The organism is Amycolatopsis sp. NPDC049691, from assembly GCF_040675005.1.
GTDB lineage: Bacteria > Actinomycetota > Actinomycetes > Mycobacteriales > Pseudonocardiaceae > Amycolatopsis.
The window spans coordinates 303,323-320,343 of record NZ_JBFANX010000009.1; the positions used below are offsets into that span (position 1 = coordinate 303,323).

General features: G+C 71.0%; 18 protein-coding genes and 1 tRNA gene. 10 read left to right on the forward strand and 9 right to left on the reverse strand.

Annotated features, from left to right (window positions below):
* Positions 1-3: 3 nt before the first annotated feature.
* Genes dnaG through AB0J40_RS22770 form a run of 3 tightly spaced genes read left to right on the forward strand, consistent with a single transcriptional unit; the run spans position 4 to position 3,244 of the window.
* Entirely contained in the window at positions 4-1,911 is a 1,908-nt protein-coding gene (gene dnaG, locus AB0J40_RS22760) for a DNA primase (protein WP_364456164.1), read from the forward strand.
* A 1-nt stretch (position 1,912) separates the two neighbouring features.
* Positions 1,913-2,434, forward strand: a complete 522-nt coding sequence (locus tag AB0J40_RS22765) for a hypothetical protein (RefSeq protein WP_364456166.1) — start codon at positions 1,913-1,915, stop codon at positions 2,432-2,434.
* A 48-nt stretch (positions 2,435-2,482) separates the two neighbouring features.
* Complete coding sequence (locus tag AB0J40_RS22770) at positions 2,483-3,244, forward strand: trans-aconitate 2-methyltransferase (RefSeq protein WP_364456168.1); 762 nt, start codon at positions 2,483-2,485, stop codon at positions 3,242-3,244.
* Here AB0J40_RS22770 and AB0J40_RS22775 read toward each other — a convergent pair.
* Positions 3,241-3,453, reverse strand: a complete 213-nt coding sequence (locus tag AB0J40_RS22775; RefSeq protein WP_364456300.1) for a hypothetical protein — start codon at positions 3,451-3,453, stop codon at positions 3,241-3,243. The genes AB0J40_RS22770 and AB0J40_RS22775 overlap by 4 nt on opposite strands.
* Positions 3,454-3,578: 125 nt before the next feature.
* Between AB0J40_RS22775 and AB0J40_RS22780 the strand changes: the two genes are divergently transcribed.
* Together AB0J40_RS22780 and AB0J40_RS22785 are read left to right on the forward strand one after the other, a co-directional pair.
* A tRNA-Asn gene (locus tag AB0J40_RS22780) sits at positions 3,579-3,651 on the forward strand.
* 812 nt (positions 3,652-4,463) lie between these two features.
* On the forward strand, positions 4,464-4,841 hold the full coding sequence (locus tag AB0J40_RS22785) for a hypothetical protein (protein ID WP_364456296.1): 378 nt from the start codon (positions 4,464-4,466) through the stop codon (positions 4,839-4,841).
* A gap of 259 nt (positions 4,842-5,100) precedes the next feature.
* Here AB0J40_RS22785 and AB0J40_RS22790 read toward each other — a convergent pair whose 3' ends face one another.
* Positions 5,101-6,141 (reverse strand): amidohydrolase family protein, encoded by a 1,041-nt coding sequence (locus AB0J40_RS22790; RefSeq protein ID WP_364456170.1) that lies wholly within the window; start codon positions 6,139-6,141, stop codon positions 5,101-5,103.
* A gap of 60 nt (positions 6,142-6,201) precedes the next feature.
* On the opposite strand from AB0J40_RS22790, the gene AB0J40_RS22795 reads away from it, so the two are divergent.
* From AB0J40_RS22795 to AB0J40_RS22805, 3 genes are all read left to right on the forward strand, one after another.
* Positions 6,202-6,792: a TetR/AcrR family transcriptional regulator C-terminal ligand-binding domain-containing protein gene (locus tag AB0J40_RS22795; RefSeq protein WP_364456172.1), complete on the forward strand. Its 591-nt coding sequence runs from the start codon at positions 6,202-6,204 to the stop codon at positions 6,790-6,792.
* Between the two features lie 166 nt (positions 6,793-6,958).
* The gene (locus AB0J40_RS22800; RefSeq protein WP_364456174.1) at positions 6,959-9,256 is read left to right on the forward strand and encodes an Orn/Lys/Arg decarboxylase N-terminal domain-containing protein; all 2,298 of its coding nucleotides are present in this window, start codon (positions 6,959-6,961) and stop codon (positions 9,254-9,256) included.
* 170 nt (positions 9,257-9,426) lie between these two features.
* Positions 9,427-10,488 (forward strand): hypothetical protein, encoded by a 1,062-nt coding sequence (locus AB0J40_RS22805; protein ID WP_364456175.1) that lies wholly within the window; start codon positions 9,427-9,429, stop codon positions 10,486-10,488.
* A 103-nt stretch (positions 10,489-10,591) separates the two neighbouring features.
* Here AB0J40_RS22805 and AB0J40_RS22810 read toward each other — a convergent pair whose 3' ends face one another.
* Entirely contained in the window at positions 10,592-10,834 is a 243-nt protein-coding gene (locus AB0J40_RS22810) for an acyl carrier protein (RefSeq protein ID WP_364456177.1), read from the reverse strand.
* A 16-nt stretch (positions 10,835-10,850) separates the two neighbouring features.
* Positions 10,851-11,702, reverse strand: a complete 852-nt coding sequence (locus tag AB0J40_RS22815; RefSeq protein ID WP_364456179.1) for a manganese catalase family protein — start codon at positions 11,700-11,702, stop codon at positions 10,851-10,853.
* A gap of 158 nt (positions 11,703-11,860) precedes the next feature.
* Between AB0J40_RS22815 and AB0J40_RS22820 the strand changes: the two genes are divergently transcribed.
* Positions 11,861-12,319, forward strand: coding sequence for an OsmC family protein (locus tag AB0J40_RS22820; RefSeq protein ID WP_364456181.1), 459 nt, complete (start codon positions 11,861-11,863; stop codon positions 12,317-12,319).
* Between the two features lie 181 nt (positions 12,320-12,500).
* On the opposite strand, the gene AB0J40_RS22825 is transcribed toward AB0J40_RS22820, so the two are convergent.
* From AB0J40_RS22825 to AB0J40_RS22845, 5 genes are all read right to left on the reverse strand, one after another.
* Entirely contained in the window at positions 12,501-12,632 is a 132-nt protein-coding gene (locus AB0J40_RS22825; protein ID WP_364456183.1) for a hypothetical protein, read from the reverse strand.
* Complete coding sequence (locus tag AB0J40_RS22830) at positions 12,629-13,429, reverse strand: MBL fold metallo-hydrolase (RefSeq protein WP_364456185.1); 801 nt, start codon at positions 13,427-13,429, stop codon at positions 12,629-12,631. The genes AB0J40_RS22825 and AB0J40_RS22830 overlap by 4 nt, the downstream gene beginning before the upstream one ends.
* Before the next feature lie 11 nt (positions 13,430-13,440).
* Positions 13,441-13,764 (reverse strand): hypothetical protein, encoded by a 324-nt coding sequence (locus AB0J40_RS22835; protein WP_364456187.1) that lies wholly within the window; start codon positions 13,762-13,764, stop codon positions 13,441-13,443.
* 111 nt (positions 13,765-13,875) lie between these two features.
* Complete coding sequence (locus AB0J40_RS22840; RefSeq protein WP_364456298.1) at positions 13,876-14,931, reverse strand: hypothetical protein; 1,056 nt, start codon at positions 14,929-14,931, stop codon at positions 13,876-13,878.
* A 75-nt stretch (positions 14,932-15,006) separates the two neighbouring features.
* Positions 15,007-15,951, reverse strand: a complete 945-nt coding sequence (locus AB0J40_RS22845; RefSeq protein ID WP_364456189.1) for a PrsW family glutamic-type intramembrane protease — start codon at positions 15,949-15,951, stop codon at positions 15,007-15,009.
* Between the two features lie 241 nt (positions 15,952-16,192).
* Between AB0J40_RS22845 and AB0J40_RS22850 the strand changes: the two genes are divergently transcribed.
* Positions 16,193-16,678, forward strand: a complete 486-nt coding sequence (locus tag AB0J40_RS22850; RefSeq protein ID WP_364456191.1) for a hypothetical protein — start codon at positions 16,193-16,195, stop codon at positions 16,676-16,678.
* The last annotated feature ends 343 nt before the right edge of the window (positions 16,679-17,021 follow it).

Below are 17,021 nucleotides of genomic sequence, written 5' to 3' on the forward strand. Positions count from 1 at the left end.
GACGTGGCAGGACGGATTCGGGAGAGCGACATCGCGGAGGTGCGCGAGCGGAACCGGATCGACGAGGTCGTCGGGGAGTACGTGGCGCTGCGCCGCGCCGGTGGGGGCAGCCTGAAGGGCCTCTGCCCGTTCCACAACGAGAAGACCCCGTCGTTCAACGTCCGCCCGACGCACGGCACCTTCCACTGCTTCGGCTGTGGCGAGGGCGGCGACGTCATCAAGTTCATCCAGAAGATCGACCTGATCTCGTTCGTGGAGGCCGTCGAGCGGCTGGCCGACCGGGTCGGCATCCGGCTCACCTACGAAGGCGGCGGCGCGACGATCCAGCGCGACCGCGGCAGCCGCACCCGGCTCGTCGAGGCCCACCGCCTCGCGCAGGAGTTCTACGCCGAGCAGCTGCTGACGGACGAGGCGCGCCCGGCGCGGGACTTCCTCTCCGAGCGCGGGTTCGACGCCGCCGCGGCGAAGACGTTCGGCTGCGGGTACGCACCCGGCGGCTGGGACAAGCTGACGAAGTTCCTGCTCAACCGCGGCTTCGAGGTCAAGGAACTGCTCACGGCGGGGCTGTCCAAGGAGGGCCAGCGCGGCCCGATGGACCGCTTCCACCGGCGCCTGGTCTGGCCGATCCGCGACGTCGGCAACGACGTCGTCGGCTTCGGCGCGCGGCGGCTGTTCGACGACGACCGGATCTCGGCGAAGTACCTCAACACCGCCGAGTCGCCGATCTACAAGAAGTCCCAGGTCATGTTCGGCCTCGACCTGGCCAAGCGCGAAATCGCGAAGCGGCACCAGGTGGTCGTGGTCGAGGGCTACACCGACGTGATGGCGATGCACGCGGCGGGCGTGCCGACGGCGGTCGCGTCGTCGGGCACGGCGTTCGGCGAAGACCACATGAAGGTGCTTCGCCGGCTGATGATGGACGACGACGCCTTCCGCGGCGAAGTGATCTTCACCTTCGACGGCGACGAAGCGGGCCAGAAGGCCGCGCTGAAGGCCTTCGAAGGCGACCAGACGTTCGCCGGCCAGACGTACATCGCCGTCGCGCCGGACGGCATGGACCCGTGCGAGCTGCGCCTGGCCAAGGGCGACAGCGCGGTGAAGGACCTGGTCGCGCGGCGGACCCCGCTGTTCGAGTTCGTCATCCGCAACACGCTCAAGAACTACGACCTCGACTCGGTCGACGGTCAGGTCGCGGCGCTGCAGAAGACTGTGCCGATGGTGGCGTCGATCAAGGACCGCGCGGCCCGCGACGGCTATGCGTCGAAACTCGCCTGGTGGGTGGGCTGGCAGGACGTCGCGCAGGTCGTCAACCGGGTGCGGGGCAGCGCGGGCGCGACCGACAAGCGCGGCGGGGCGCCGCTGCGCCAGCCCGCGCGCGGCCAGCAGGCCGCCCCGGCGGCACCGGCTCAGGACGTGGCCCGCCCGGCTCCGAAGGACCCGCGGTTCGCCGTCCAGCGCGAGGCGCTGAAGGCCGCGCTGCAGCAGCCCGCGATCGCCGGGCCGGAGTACGACGCGCTGCCGCTGGAGGCGTTCACGCACCCGGTGTACGTGGCGGTCCACGAGGCGCTGTTGAAGGCGGGCGGCGCGGGTTCGGGCCTGACCGGCCCGGCGCTGCTGGACGCGGCGGCCCCGCACTGTCCGGAAGGGACGGTCCGGCGCGTGCTGTCCGAGCTGGCCGTGGAACCGTTGCAGGCCAAGGACGAAGTCGACTCGCGGTACATCTCCTCGATCCTGGCGCGGCTCCAGGAGGGGCTCGTCGGACGGCAGATCGCGGAGATCAAGGGCAAGCTGCAACGGCTCTCGCCGGTCGAGGCGCCGGACGACTACCGCGCGCTGTTCGGCGACCTCGTGGCGCTGGAGCAGTACAAGAAGTCGCTGGGCGAGCAGGCGGCCGCCAGCACGTGGAGCTGAGATGAGCTGGTTGCGCCGGTTGCTCGGCGACCGCACCCCGCCGGACTTCGCGGGCTCGCTGGACCCGGGTGAGGACGTCGTCGACAGCGCGCCGGTCGAGGGCGGCGGGTACCTGGTCGTGACGGCGCTGGGCCTGTGGGTGCCGTCCGACGGCGGGGCGCGCCGCGTCGGCTGGCACCTCGTCGGCAAGGCGACCTGGGCGGACGGCGTCTTCACGCTGACGGAATCGTCCGAGGTGGGCACGGCGGGTTCGGCGGTCGTGCTGGCCGACCTGCCGCCGGTGCGCTTCCGGCTGCCGGCGCCGGGCAAGGTGCCGAAGGAGGCCTACCAGCGCGTCGAGGGCTCGATCCGGTCGCGGCACCGGCAGGAGATCGGGTCCGGGGGAGCGTGGTTCGTGCAGCGCAAGGTGCCGGGCCGCGACGGCAGCGTCCTGCAGGTCCGGCCCGATCCGGGCACCGACGTCGAGCTGGTGACCGCCATCGCCGAGCAGGTCGCCGCGAAGCTGGTCAACCCCGCCGAGTAGCAGTACGCTCGTACTCAGTACAGGCGTACTGTTTGCTGGGAGGCCGCTGTGTGGGATCCGGACAAGTACCTCGACTACGCCGACCTGCGGGCCCGGCCGTTCCACGACCTCGTTTCCCGCATCGGCGCCGCCGCGCCCCGGCGTGTCGTCGACCTGGGGTGCGGCCCCGGCAACCTGACGGTGTCGCTGCGGGAGCGCTGGCCGTCGGCGGCGCTGGAGTGCAGCGACAGTTCACCCGAAATGGTGACGGCCGCACGGGCCCGCGGACTCGACGCGTCGCTGCTCGACGTCCGCGACTGGTCGCCGGCGCCGGACACCGACGTCGTCGTGTCGAACGCCGTGCTGCAGTGGGTGCCGGACCACGGTTCGCTGCTTCGCCGCTGGGTCTCCTCGCTGCCCTCGGGCGCCTGGCTGGCGGTGCAGGTGCCGGGCAATTTCGCCGCGCCGTCGCACGCGCTGACGCGGCAGCTGGCGGCGTCCCCGGCCTGGTCGTCCCGGCTGGCCGAGGTGGTCCTGCGCGAGGACGACGCGGTGTCGAGCCCCATGGAGTACGCGAACCTCCTGGCCGACGCGGGCTGCGGCGTCGACGCCTGGGAGACGACGTACGTGCAGCCGCTGCGCGGGCCGTCCCCGGTGCTGGAGTGGATCACCGGGACGGCGTTGCGGCCGGTCCGCGCAGCCCTCGCCGACGACGAGTGGGAGCAGTTCCGGGCCGAGCTGACCCCGCTCCTGGCCACGGCGTACCCGACCCGAGCCGACGGCACGACGTGGTTCGAGTTCCGCAGGGTGTTCTTCGTGGCCCAGGTCTAGCGGCGCACCTTCTCCCCGATCTTGGCGCGTGCGACGCCGGCCGCCCCTTGGACCATGGGGTGGTCGACGATGCGGCGGTAGGTGCGCACGAGCTGCTCGTACCGCCCCCGGCCTGCCTTGGCGCCCAGCACGTACCCCAGGCCTGCCCCCAGCAGGAACTTCTTCATCCGCGTCCACGCCTTCCGTCCGTAGGTCGTCCGACTGTCCATTGTCCAGGAAAACACCCGCGAGGGGGCGGCTGCGCCAAGTGGGGGGTGGGTGCGGAGGGCCGGAGGGCATGGGCTAAAGTTCTTCTCGTCGGACGGAGACGGCCGGCACCGGAAGTGAGCGACATTCCCCTGTAGCTCAACTGGCAGAGCATTCGGCTGTTAACCGGAGGGTTCTTGGTTCGAGTCCAAGCGGGGGAGCAAAGCCCAGGTCACTGACCTGGGCTTTTTTGCTACCCCGGAGTAGGGCGTTGGTGTCTGTCTTGACAGTCGTCCAGTGATCGATCGACGCCCGGTCGCGCGGCTCGGATGATCGTCGGCGGCCGCTGGCCCGGCCGACCGGCTGCCGGTCGACGATCTGCCAGGCCGTACTGGGCCATGTGGACCTCCAGGCGCCGTCTGTGGGCCACGGTCGAGGACCAGAGCCTCGATGCCGGAGCAGCGCCGGCCGGGCCGGGCCGGGCACAGCCGAGCGGTGTCGCGCGACAGCGCCTGCCGCCGCAGCACCTGCGCGCCGTGTTCACCCCGGCAACTGAGCGCCGATTTCGGATGTGACCGCTTGACGTTGGCTTCGGTCGCTCAGTGAGCCGGCGAGGTGGGCGTCGCCCGGCTGCGGGCTCGGCGTGGGAGTTTGAAACCTCGCCGGCTCACCCGGCGGACCGCCCCGTCTCCCTTGCGAGAACCGGAGCAGTCCCCGCTGAGGCTACGGTTTCGCTCGCTCACTTGGTGCTGTTCAGTGGGTGATTCGGATCTGAACTGGTGTGCGACGAAATGCGAGCCGCCCATATGACACCGCGGTGGCGGAATATGGCGACGATGTCGAGTTTCTTAATGGGCACCACGGAACCGACTCGAATGGGGCACATCCGTCACGGTCACAGGCTTTCGACGCCCACACGATCGGGGATTGAACTGTGGGCGACTCCCGTTTCCTCAGTATGTTTCCGTCACGCGGGACGGAGACACGCTTGCCGCCGTTGCGCGCATTGAGACTGTTCTATTCGAGGAGAAACATCGTGAAGAAGGTTGGTTTCGTCGTGGCCACGATGGCCGCGGGCGCGTTCCTGGCCGGCGGAGTCGCCGCCGCCGACACGCCCGACGGTCACGGGCACCACCACGGCCACCACCACGGCGGCTACGACTACGACTACAACGGCCAGGCCGGCCTGCTGAACCTCAGCAACACCGACCTGCTGCACAACACCAACGTCACCCCCGGTATCTGCGACAACAACATCAACGTCCTCGGCGTGCAGGTCCCGATCCAGGACTCGCTCAACGGCATCGGCGTGCCGATCCTGTCGCCGGGCGAAAACGAGGCCGACGGGGCCAACCCGGAGAACTGCGCCTCGGGTTCCATCGCCGACGGCGGAACGAGCCAGGACAACTGAGTTCCCGCGCCGCGGCCGCCCGTTGTGTGTGCGGAAGCCGGCTCGCGGCGCGGACCCGGTGTCGCGAACGAGCGTCGTAGCGTGCCCGGAACAGGGAGCGAGCAGCACACTCCGGTTCCCCGTCCCGGGCACGCCGCGGCCACGGGTGACGCCGGCACGAGTGGGACCGGCCACGCGGCTGGAGACGTGCGCCGGTCCCACTCCCTTTCCTGGTGTCGCGGAGGTTGCGGCGCGGGAGCCGTACCCGTCGTGGCCTGGATCAGTGCTCGACCCCTGCGCACCAGACGCGGCTGATCGCACGCGTGGCGCGGATGTCGGCGATCGGATCGCCGTCGAGCAGGACCAGGTCCGCGCGCAGTCCCGGCCGGATCTCGCCGCGGTCGGTCAGTCCGAAGTGCTTGGCCGGCAACACGGTCGCGGCGCGCAGTGCTTCCACTGTGGATAGTCCGGCGGCGACGAGCAGTTCGAGCTCGTCGTGCAGGCTCGCGCCGTGCGCGACGGAGAAAGGTACTCCCGGCGCGGCGTTCGCGTCGGTGCCGGCCAGCACGGCCACGCCCGCGCCGTGGAGTCTGGTCACCGATGTCGCCGCGCCTGCGTAGAGCTGCGGCCGGCCGGTCGCCGTCGCGATGCCTTTCATCATCGTCAGCGTTGGTACGACGACTTTCGCCCGCTCAAGGTCCCCGTCCGCGATCGGTGGCCCGAGCGGTGCGTGCGTGATGATGTCCACGCCCGCGTCCAGCGCCATCGTGTACGCCCCGGTGCTCGCGGCGTGGGCGACGACCAGCAGCCCGGCCGCGTGCGCGGCTTCGGTGAGGGCGCGGGCCGCCGGCAGTTCGGGGCCGCCGCTCCCGGGTGCTTCGAGCACGATCTTGAGGTAGTCCGACCCGGCCGCGGTGCGGGCCCCGACGAAGCCCGCGGCCTGCGCGGGGTCGGTGACGACCGCGTCGGCGGGCATGCCGGGCATGCGGGCGTGCATCCCGCCCGGCCCGATCGCGGGCACGCCGGCGCTGCGGATGTCGGGCAGCCCCGGCTGGTCCCGCAGGCCGGCCAGCAGTGCCGCCGACGTCGTCGCCATGTCCAGGGCCGTGGTGACGCCGTACCGGGCGAACTGTTCGAGGTTCTCCCGGCCGTGCAGGTGTACGTGGGCGTCGATGAGTCCGGGGAGCAGGACCTGCCCGGTTCCGTCGAGCACCGGGCCGCCGGTGGCTTCGCCGGACAGGCGGGCGCCGTCGACGAAGACGGTCCGCGGTTGCGTGAGCCCGGTGCCGTCGAAGACCCGGACGTTCGTGATGGCCGTCATGACCCACCCTCATAAGGAACGGTATTGTTCACTAACGACCGTACACGAGAGGGGTGGCCGATGGCGGAGACCCGGCGCCGCGGCGACGCGCTGGTCCGCGCGATCCTCGAGGCGGCGCTGGCCGAACTGGCCGAAACCTCGTTCGAGGAGCTGAGTTTCGAGAAGGTCGCGGCTCGCGCGCGGACCGGTAAGGCGGCGCTCTACCGGCGGTGGGCGACGCCCGAGGATCTGGTGCTGGCCGCGCTCACCGATCCGGACGCGGGTTTCGGGGAGGCTCGGCCGCCGGAAACCGGGGCCCTGCGCGGCGACCTGCTGGTCCTGCTCGGCGGACTGGCTCGGGTGCTCGACGAACCGCACGGCCGGGCCCTGCGCCCGCTGGTCACGCAGCGGGAGCGTCACCCGGGGTTGTTCGCCCGGGTCCGCGACCTGGTGCTGCGTCCCCGCCAGGAGCTGATCCTCGGTGTGCTGGCCGACGCCGCCGAGCGCGGAGAGGCACGTGCCTCCGCGGTCACCGCGCGGATCGCCGCGGTCGGACCGCGCCTGGTCCTCGTCGAACACATGGAGGCGGGGACGGTCACCGCGGCAGAGGTGACGGCGATCGTCGACGAGGTCCTGCTGCCGCTGGTGACGCCCCTGGCCCGCGGCCGATGAGCCCACCCCTGGGGCGGTAGCGGACCCGCGTTGCGCGGTCGCCGTGGCTTTTCGGGTTTCCGGTGATTTCCACGAAAGAGGTACGTGGCAGCAAGCCTTTGGCCGATCGACGGGGCAGCCGGAAACCGCTATATCTGGTGAGCGCAATTCGGCGGAGGGATTCACGGTGGCTGGTTCGACGGTTTTGCTGGCGCTCGACGACATCCCGCCGGAATCGGTGCTCGACACCCAGTTGACGCGGATCTGCGAGCACCTCGCCGCGGACGGGCACGACGTCCTGCGTGCCGGTACCGACGACGACGCGCTCGCCCTCGTGCGGAGCCGGGCCGACCTCACCGCCGCGCTGGTGAGCTGGGACCTCCGCGACGACGACCGGGAGGCGTCCGCCGAAGCCGTGCTGAACGCGCTGCGGGACCGGTTCACCCGGCTCCCGGTCTTCCTGATGACCACGTCGACGTCGGTGGACGACCTGCCCCTGTGGGTTTCGGAGGTGATCTGCGGGTACGTGTGGTTGTTGGAGGACACACCGGGGTTCATCGCCGGCCGGATCGGCGTGGCCGCGCGGCGTTACCGTGACGAAATGCTGCCGCCGTTCTTCCGGGAACTGCGCCGCTTCGACGACACCCACGAATACTCCTGGCACACCCCCGCCCACGCCGGCGGAGTGGCCTTCCTGAAGTCCCCGGTCGGGCGAGCGTTGTTCGACTACTACGGCGAACGGCTCTTCCGCACCGACCTGTCCATTTCCGTGGCGGAACTGGGATCGCTGTTCGAGCACACCGGCCCGATCGGCGACGCCGAGCGCAACGCCGCCCGCGTTTTCGGCGCCGACCTGACGTACTTCGTGTTGCACGGCGATTCCACCGGTGACCGCATCGCCCTGCACGCGAGCATCGCCACCGACGAGCTGGTGCTCGTGGACCGCAACTGCCACAAGGCGATCTACCACGGCCTGACGCTGACCGGCGGCCGCCCGGTCTACCTCGTGCCCACCCGCAACGGCTACGGGCTGATGGGCCCCATCCCGCCGGCCGCGCTGAGCCGCGACGCGGTCGCCGAACTCGTCCCGGCCAGCCCGCTCTCCGCCCACGCTGCCGCACCGGATCCGGTGTACGCGGTGATCACCAACTCGACCTACGACGGCCTGTGCTACGACGCGGTTCGCGTGGCCGAGCTGCTGGGCGAAAGCGTGCCGCGGCTGCACTTGGACGAGGCGTGGTTCGCCTACGCCCGGTTCCACCCGCTCTACGCCCGCCGGTACGGGATGGCCGTGGAGCCGGGCGCGGTGCCCGATGCCGTCCGGCCCACGGTGTTCAGCACCCAGTCGACCCACAAGCTGCTCGCCGCGATGTCCCAGAGCGCGATGCTGCACGTGAAGAACTCACCGCGGTCGCCGGTCGAGCACCGGCAGTTCAACGAGACGTTCATGATGCACGCCACGACGTCGCCGCTGTACCCGATGATCGCCGGGCTCGACGTCGCCGCCGCCATGATGGACGGGCCGGGCGGCCGGTGGCTGGTCGACGAGGCGGTGACCGAGGCCATCCGGTTCCGGCAGGCGGTGGCCCGCATCGGCCGCCGCATCGCCGCCGCCGGTGACCGCCCGGCCTGGTTCTTCGGCACCTGGCAGCCGGACGAGGTCGACGACCCGAAAACCGGGCAGCGCTACCCCTTCGCGGACGCACCGCTCGAACTGCTGCGCGGCGAACCCGCGTGCTGGAGCCTCGAGCCCGGTGCGGCGTGGCACGGTTTTTCGGGCCTGGAGAAGGGTTACTGCCTGCTCGACCCGGTGAAGGTCAGTGTCACCTGCCCGGGCACCGATGCTCGCGGCGCCGCGGCGGAGCAGGGCATCCCGGCGCGGATCCTCACCGCCTATCTCGAAACCCGGCGCATCGTCGTCGAGAAGACCGACGCCTACACCTGCTTGATCCTGTTCTCGATGGGCATCACCAAAGGGAAGTGGGGCACGCTCATCGACGGGCTCCTCGACTTCAAGTCGCTCTACGACACCGGCGCGCGCCTCGCCGACGTCCTTCCCCCCTTGGTCGAGGCCCACCCCGCCCGCTACCGCGACCTGACCTTGCGGGAGCTGTGCGACCAGATGCACGCCCAGCTCCGCAAGAGCGACCTGATTCCGCTGCTCGACGCGGCGTTCACCCATCCACCGCGGCCCGAACTGACTCCCGCCCGGACCTACCAGCGGCTGCTGCGCGGCGGCACCGAACCCGTCCGCCTCGCCGAACTCGCCCACCGCACGGTCGCCACGCAGGTCGTCACCACCCCGCCCGGGATCCCGGTCCTCATGCCCGGCGAGAACGCGGGCGGCCACGAGGGACCCACCCTGCGCTACCTGCGCGCCCTCGAGGACTTCGATCGGCACTTCCCCGGCTTTCCCAGTGAAACCCACGGCGTCACCAGGGACCCCGGCGGCGACTACTGGATCACCTGCCTGCGCACTGCGTAGTTCGTCGGCCGGATTCGTGACTTCTGACGTTATTTTCCCCAAAACGCCGGACCGATTCGGGTCATTCGTGTCGTCCGATCTTCGGCCGGTCATCCTCAGTACGTTCCGCCGCCGGGGCCCGGTACGATTCCGCGGCTGAGCAGAAGCACCGACCGGGGGGACGAAGAATCATGGACACCGCTTCCGGCACGGACAGAGTCCGCGTTTACGAACCGGCGCCGCACGTGCCGTCGGGGGCCGAGCCGCTGTTCGCCGGGTACATCCGGCAGCTGACCAAGACGACCGTCCTTCGCACGGGACTCAGCTGCGCGCTCGTCGGCTTCGGTTTGCTGCTCGCGCTGACCGAAAAGCGGGGGAGCGGGCTGCCGTACTTCTACTTGACGGTCTTCGGCGCCATCCTGGCGATGTGGTGCTACGTCCTGAGCCTGTACCTGCGAGTCCGGCGGCTCTTCGCGGAGCCGTACCACCGGCTGGACGTCGCCCCGGACGGCTTGCTGGTGAAGGGGGCACGGGTGTCCGTGCGGCTGCCGGACGGGCGGTGGCTGCGGACCCGGCTCTACGACGGGCAACGGGTGCAGCTGGCCGGCGAGCGCCGGTTGTGGGTGCTCGGCACCGGTCGGCGGGTGTTCGTCCGGCTGCCGGGCGCGATGTGGTTGCGGGCCGCGCGGATCGAGGACACGCCGGTGGCCGGCGCGACGCCCGCGGAGCCGGTCTCGCGCCACCCGACGCCGCCGCGTCGTGACCCGGTGCTCGCCGCGCACCGGGCGTTCCAGATCCGGCGGACGCTCTGGTCGGCGGTGACGTTCCTGGCGCTGGGTGCGGCCGGTTTCGTCTTCGTGTCGACCGTCTCGTTCGACCCCGGCAGCTTCGCCGGCGCGCCCGCGGTGGGCGGTGTTGCCGGTGGCAGCGCGGTGTTCGTGTTGCTGGGGTTGCTGATGCTCGTCGGCGTGCTGCGGATCCGCCGCCCGATCACCGAAGACACCTGGGTCGAGCTGCGGGTCGCGCTCGACACGCAGTTCGTGCCGCGCACCCGGGGCGCGACCCGGCTGACCGGCTGGGCGCTGCACCCCGATGGCCGGCAGACACGCTTCCGGCTCGCGGCGGACGTTTCGCTGGCCACGAACGTCGCGACGACCGGGCAGCTGTGGCTGCAGGGCTACCCGCGGCACGGAAAACCGGTGAAAGCGGGCCTCCCGGGCTATCCCTGCGTGGGCGGGTTTCGCTTGAACTAGAAACTATCGATCCGAACACCGGAAAATCATTCCGAGTACGGGCGAACTGTCGAGGAGGGCGCGGCCGGCTCCCGTTCCGGTCCGGAACGGGAGCCGGCCGGCGTCAGGAGACGGCCGGGCCTGATTCGGAACTGCCCGAGAGGTCCTTGAGGAATTCGTGGCACTGCCGCGCGCGGGCCGAGTCCTCGTCCATCACGCGACGGAAGAAGTCGGCGATGTCCGTGCGGCCGGCGTTGTCGGCGTCGCGGACGTACTGGCCGTAGTCGTGTCCGGCCTTCAGTGCGTGGTACTGGACCGATACGAGGTCGTAGGTGACGTCGTCGAATCCGGTTTCTCCGGTAGCCATTGTCGTTCCTTCCCGCTCACTTCTTCTTGGCTTTGGCTTTGGCGGTGCCCTTGGCGTCCTGCAGCGGGGCGTACGTGCCATACAGCGCCGGGTCGGGTTTGGGCGCGGTGCCGGGACCGCCGAGGGGCTCGGGGTCCATCAGATACTCGATGCCCGCGTCGGTGGTCCAGCTGCTGCCCTTGGCGCCGTCCGGGCCGTCGGAGAGGTGCCAGATCGTGTGGTTGTGGGTCTGGTCCTCTTCGTCGAGCAATGCGCCCGGGGCGATGTCTTCTTCAAGCCCGTCGGCCTTCAGCTCTTCGATGGCGGCCAGCCACTGCTTCTGGTGCACGGTGTCGCGGGCGAGGTTGAACTTCAGCATCGCCTTGACACCGGGGTCGTCGGTCATGTTGTAGAGCCGGGCGGTTTGGAGGCGGCCCTGGGCTTCGGCGGCGGCGTTGGCGCGGAAGTCGGCGAGCAGGTTGCCGGAGGCGACGATGTACTTGCCGTTCCACGGGTAGCCGTTGCTGTCGGCGGGCAGGGCGCCGCCGCCGGCGACGATGGCCTGCTGGGGGTCCATCCCGCCGATCACCGCGGCCATCACCGGGTCCTTCACGGCTTCCGCCGTGGCGGTGGCGGGGGCGCCTTCGAGCAGGCGGGCGACCATGGTGGCGAGCATTTCGACGTGCCCGATCTCCTCGGTCGCGGTGTCCATGATGAGGTCTTTGTACTTGCCTTCGATGCGGCAGTTCCAGCCCTGGAACAGGTACTGCATCGTGACGGTCATTTCGCCGAACGCGCCGCCGATGAGTTCCTGCAGCTTGTGGGCGTAGACGGCGTCGGGCTTCTCGGGCTTGGCTTCGAACTGCAGCAGCTTGGTGTGACGGAACAAGATTTCCTCCGTGGTCGCGGGGTGGTGCCGGTGGTCGCGGGGTGCGTTCCCGGTTAGCGGACGGTTAACCGCGCGGGGTGAAGGCCGCCGCGGATCGTGTGAAGGGGAATCGCGCGGGTACCCGGCGACGGATCAAGTCCCCGGCCGAGGAGTCAGCCGTGTCCCAGTCCGCCCAGCAGCTGTATTCCACGGAGGCGACCTCCAGCCGGGGGAGCGTCCGGATCGACGGCCGCGGGGACCTGGCCTACGTCGTCGGTGAACCGGGCGACGGCACCGCGGACCCGCTGAACCCCGAACGCCTCTACGCGGCGGCGTTGGCCACCTGCCTGCACCAGTCGCTGACGATCGCCGCGACGTCGCTGGGGGTGGAGCCGGGCGAAAGCGTCGTGACGGCGAAGGTGACGTTGGCCGCCCGCGGCGACGGCGGTTACGAACTGCGGGCGACGGTCGAGGTGTACCTGCCCGGCGCGACCACCGACTCGCTCTACGACGCGGTGACCCGCGAGGCGTTGCGGCTGTGCCCGCTGGTGGGCGGCAAGGTCGCGGTGACGTTCGACCGCGAGCGCGGCCTGGCGCTGCAGAACCACCAGGGGCCGGCCGATCCCGGGCAGAACTGAACGCCGTGCTGGTGACCCACCGCGTGCGCCATGGGGTGGGGCGGGCGCTCGCCGCCGGCATCGACCGGCCGGAGCGCCGTCCGGTCGTGCTGCTGCCCGGCCTCGGTGCGCTTGGGTCGCCCGGCTGGGCGCGGTCGCTCGCCGCCGCGCTGGACGACGGCCGTGGTGAGCGTCGCCGCGATCAGTTCGAGCTCGCGCGCGTGATGACGTCGCCGGCGGTTTCGCTGCCGGCCGCCTGTACCTCCATGCGACCGCCGGTCAGCACCAGCACCGGGTCGGCCGGCGCGGAGCCCTTGTCGGGATCCGCTGTCAAAGAGGGAGGAACTCGCCGCGCTGCAGGAGGTGGACCCGGGTGGCCGGTTTCCGGATCCGGACCTCTTCGAGGAAGTTCGACACCGGCGAGTGGAACAGGCCGTAGTCGTCGAAGTGGACCGGGACCGCGCGCTGTGGTTCGAGGAGGTTCAGCAGGTCGACGCCGCCGCGGTGGTCGAGGGTGACCAGGACGCCGAACGCCCGGGTGCCGCCCAGGTGGACCACGGCGAGGTCGAGGTCGGGGAAGCGCTCGCGGATGGTGCGCAGCTCTTCGTGCAGCACGGTGTCGCCGCTGAGGTAGATCCGCAGCGGGGTGGCGTCCGGGCCGGCGTGGTAGTCGAGGACGCTGCCCATCACCGGCGGCAGGATGCGCTGCATCGGCCCGGGGGCGTGGCGGGCGGGCACGGACGTGATCGCGACCCGGGCGTCGCCGTCGGTGAAGGTCTCGCTCATCCAGGTCGCGAGCGGGAGCGGGGCGTGGAAGCCGCGCCGGAGCAGCCGGGTCGCGGCGTGCTGGGTGGTGAGGATCGGGACGTCGCGGGGCAGTTCGCGGGAGGCGATCCGGTCGAAGTGGTCGCCGTGCAGGTGCGAGAGCACCACCGCGGTCAACGGCGGCAGCTCGGCCGGTTGCAGCGCGGGTTCGGTGCGGCGGCGGGAGAACAGGCCCTGGCCGAAGTAGGACCACTGGCCGCGGTGGAGGAAGTTGGGGTCGGTCAGGAACGTGAACGGACCCAGGCGGAGCACGGTGGTGGCGGTCCCGACGAACATCAGGGAGTCGCCGCCGGGAACCTCGGACATCGGCCGTCCTTTCACATCGACACGGGCTGGGGGATGGCGCCGAGCCGCCGCCGGAGTTCCGGGACGAATTCCGGATCCGTCCGGGCGAGCGCGTCCAGGTCGGTTTCCCGCGGCAGCGGGAGACCGGTTCGCAGCCCGCCGTCGAGGACCAGCCCGGCCGCCGCCAGCACCAGGGCGGTGTCGTCCGGGGACAGGTCGGCGAACGCGGGCGACCGGCGGGGCAGCACGAGGTCGAACGTGCCGGACGGGCCGCCGCGGCAGCAGTACCGCACCCGGTACCGGGAGCCGTCGACGAGCCGCACCTGCCAGACCGTGCACGCCGTGCTGAGGGACATCCCCGTCCCGTACCCGGTGCGGCGGCGGACAAACGACGGGTCCCCCGATGTGTGTTCGCATGATCGCCCTCCGGTTGCTCACCGCTCCTCGGGCCTCCGGAAAACGGTCGATCAGGTGGCGATGGCGAACAGCCCGGCCAGTCCGAGCACGTACAAAGTGAGCACGACCAGGGAGTCCAGGCCCATGCGGCCGAGCCGCCGGCGGGGGCGGAAGAGCAGTCCGGCGGCGTAGACGAAGGTGAGGAGCATGGCGAGGGCGGTGAGGTAGATGTCGGTGTTCTGGGCCTGGGGCAGCACGGCTTTGCCGGACAGCAGCGTCGCGGCCAGGAACAGCACGGGCAGGAAGGCGTTGCCGCCGAAGATGTCGCTGATCGCGAGCTGGTAGTCGCCGTGCTTGACCGAGGCCAGGCCGGTGGAGATCTCGGGCAGGGACGTCGCGGCGGCCAGCACCGTGGCGCCGAACAACACGCCGGACAGTCCGATGTGGTCGGCGATGGCGTCCCCGCTGCGTTCGAGGAAGACCCCGGCGACCAGGGTGGCCAGGGCGGCGGCGGCGAAGATCAGCGCCGACTTGGCGGTGCTGGTGCCGTTCGCGCTGGCCTGCTGTTCGGTGTGGTGACGTTTGTGCCCGCGCGGGCGGTCCTGCCCGTCGGGCGCCTGGCCGGACTCGTGCCACGGCAGTGACCGCCCGGCGCGGCGCAGCAGGAACAGGCCGGCGACCCAGAGCACGGTGATCAGCGCCGGACCGGGGGTCAGGCGGAAGGCGATGAGGGTGGCGGGCAGCTGCGTGCCGGCGACGATCACGGCCAGCACGGCGACGACCAGCAGTGCCTCGAGGACCAGGACCAGCGATGCGGCGCGGTAGGTCAGCGGGCGGTCGCCGCGCATGCCGGCGATGTCCAGCACGACCAGGACGACGGTTTGGATGGCGATGCCGCCCAGGATGTTGCCGACTGCGACGCCGACGTTGCCCGACAGCGACGCCGAGGCCACGATCGCGATCTCCGGCAGGTTCGTGGCCACCGCCAGCAGGATCAGCCCGCCCAGCGCCGAGCCGAGGTGCAGCCGGGTGGACAGCACGTCGGTCTGGTTCGACAACGAGATCCCGGCGATCCAGATCGCCGCCCCGGCCCCGGCGAAGATCAGCAGCAGCAACGGCAACGACATACTCGACACACGATCTCCTTCGAACCGGAACCGCTTGCGGGTTGCCCGTGCCCGGGCGCTTTGCACGTGCCGGAGTCAGCGGGGCGGCTGCCCGGCGGGCCACCAGCGCGCGTCGGTGCGCATGGGGTAGCCGCGGATCGGCGCGGGCGCCGGAGTGCGGCGGGCGGCGCGTGCGAGCACGGCCAGCCAGAGCAGTCCGATCAGGGAAACCAGGGCGAGACCGGACCAGGTGAACACGGTGAACAGGGTGACCTGCTCGGGGGTAGGCCGAGACAGGTAGCCGGCCGACGGGCCGGGCTGCTCGGTGAGCACGAGGGTGAGCACGACGGCGATGCTGTTCATCGAATCCCACAGCGCGTGCAGCACCGCTACGCCGAGGTAGGCGGCGAGCAGGCGGCCGGTCAGCAGAAAGTGCTCGCGGGTGCTGCGGGAGAACAGGACGCCGCCGAGGATCGCCGTCCACAGGCCGTGCCCGAACGGAGCGAGCAGGCCGCGCAGCAGCTCGGTGGAGACCAGATCGGCCAGGGACAGGCCCTGCGTGGTGATCATGGCGGTGAGGGCGTAGCCGGCGGATTCGAACGCGGCGAACCCGAACCCGATCGCCGCGCCGAGGACCAGGCCGTCGCGACCGGATTTGCGCACGAGGTGCCGGGTCAGCAGCGCGAGGGCGGCGAGCTTGACCGCTTCTTCGATCAGGCCGACGCCGAGGAACAGCCACGGGGACGGGTGCAGCAGGTAGCTCTCCAGGAGCGAGGCGCCGAGCACGCCGAGCGCCCCGCCGACGGCGAAGACGCGGAAGACCAGCTCGCCGGTGACCTCGCCGGAGTGGCGGTGCTGGAACGCCCACGTGACGAAGGTGGCCGGGACCAGGAAACTGCCCAGCAGCACGACGGTGGGGATGAGGTTGGCGTTCTGGGTGGCGTAGGTGATGACCACGGCGGCCACCCACAGCGCCAGTCCCCCGAAGAACATGCGCAACCACGGCCGGGAGCGGCGCGCGGTGGATCCGGGCGCGACCATCGGTTCCCTGCCTCCCTCCGCCCACGGTGGCTCGACGCTCACCTTCGAAGTGCCGCCGACGGCGAATACCCGTTCCTTGGCGCGGAAACCGCCGGATCGGGATTGACCGGGGCAGACCCGGGTAGCCGGAAGCCATGACGGACCACCGGGGCAACGCCGCGGTGGTGTTCGCGAAGTCCTGCGCCGCTCGGGGTGCGAAGGCGCCGAACCCCCTCGGCCTGCTCACAGCCGGAGGTGTGCGATGACCGACTACCTGGCCGTCTACCTGCGCGACCAGCTGGCGCTCGGCGTCACCTGGCGGGCGCTGGCGCGCCGCGCCCGCGACCACAACAAGGGCACCGAGCTCGGCGCGGCGCTGGCGCAGGTCGCCGACGGAATCGCGGAGGACGTGCGCACGTTCGAGGCGATCATGCGCACGCTCGGCGTCCGGCCCAACCCGGCCAAAGTCGTCTTGGCGGCGGCTGGGGAGCGGCTCGGTCGGCTCAAGCGCAACGGCCGGTGGGTTTCCTATTCGCCGCTGAGCCGGTTCGTGGAGCTGGAAGGTCTCGCGATGGGCATCGAGGGCAAGAAGATCCTCTGGCACACCCTCGGTGAGCTGGCCGGCTTGCGGAAGCGGTTGCCCGGCACGGACTTCGACGAACTGCTCGCCCGAGCCGCCCGCCAGCGGCAGACCCTGGAGCCGTTCCGGCGCGAGGCGGGAACACGGGCGTTCGCGGCTAAGCCGTGAGCTCACGCGGGCCGACCGGCTACCGTCACTGCGACCGACCCAGCTGCGAATGGTCGAACGCGACCGGCCGCCGGTTGACACCGAGCCCGACGACGTGGCCGTGGAGGCCGGGTCGGCCCCGGGGGCGGGACCGGAACAGGCGGCTCCGAGCCGGAAGGAGATCCCGTGCCGGCGGACTCGCTCGGCACGCCGGTCTCGGTGATCGGGTTGTCCGGCGCAGCGTGGCGAACGAGCGCAGGTGGTGCTCCCACGCGTCCACCCGGTCCGCGGCCAGCAGCAGGAGCCAGTGCGCGGCTCGTCCTTCGCTGTACCTGCGGTAGGAGAACCTCCACAGCGCCCCGCC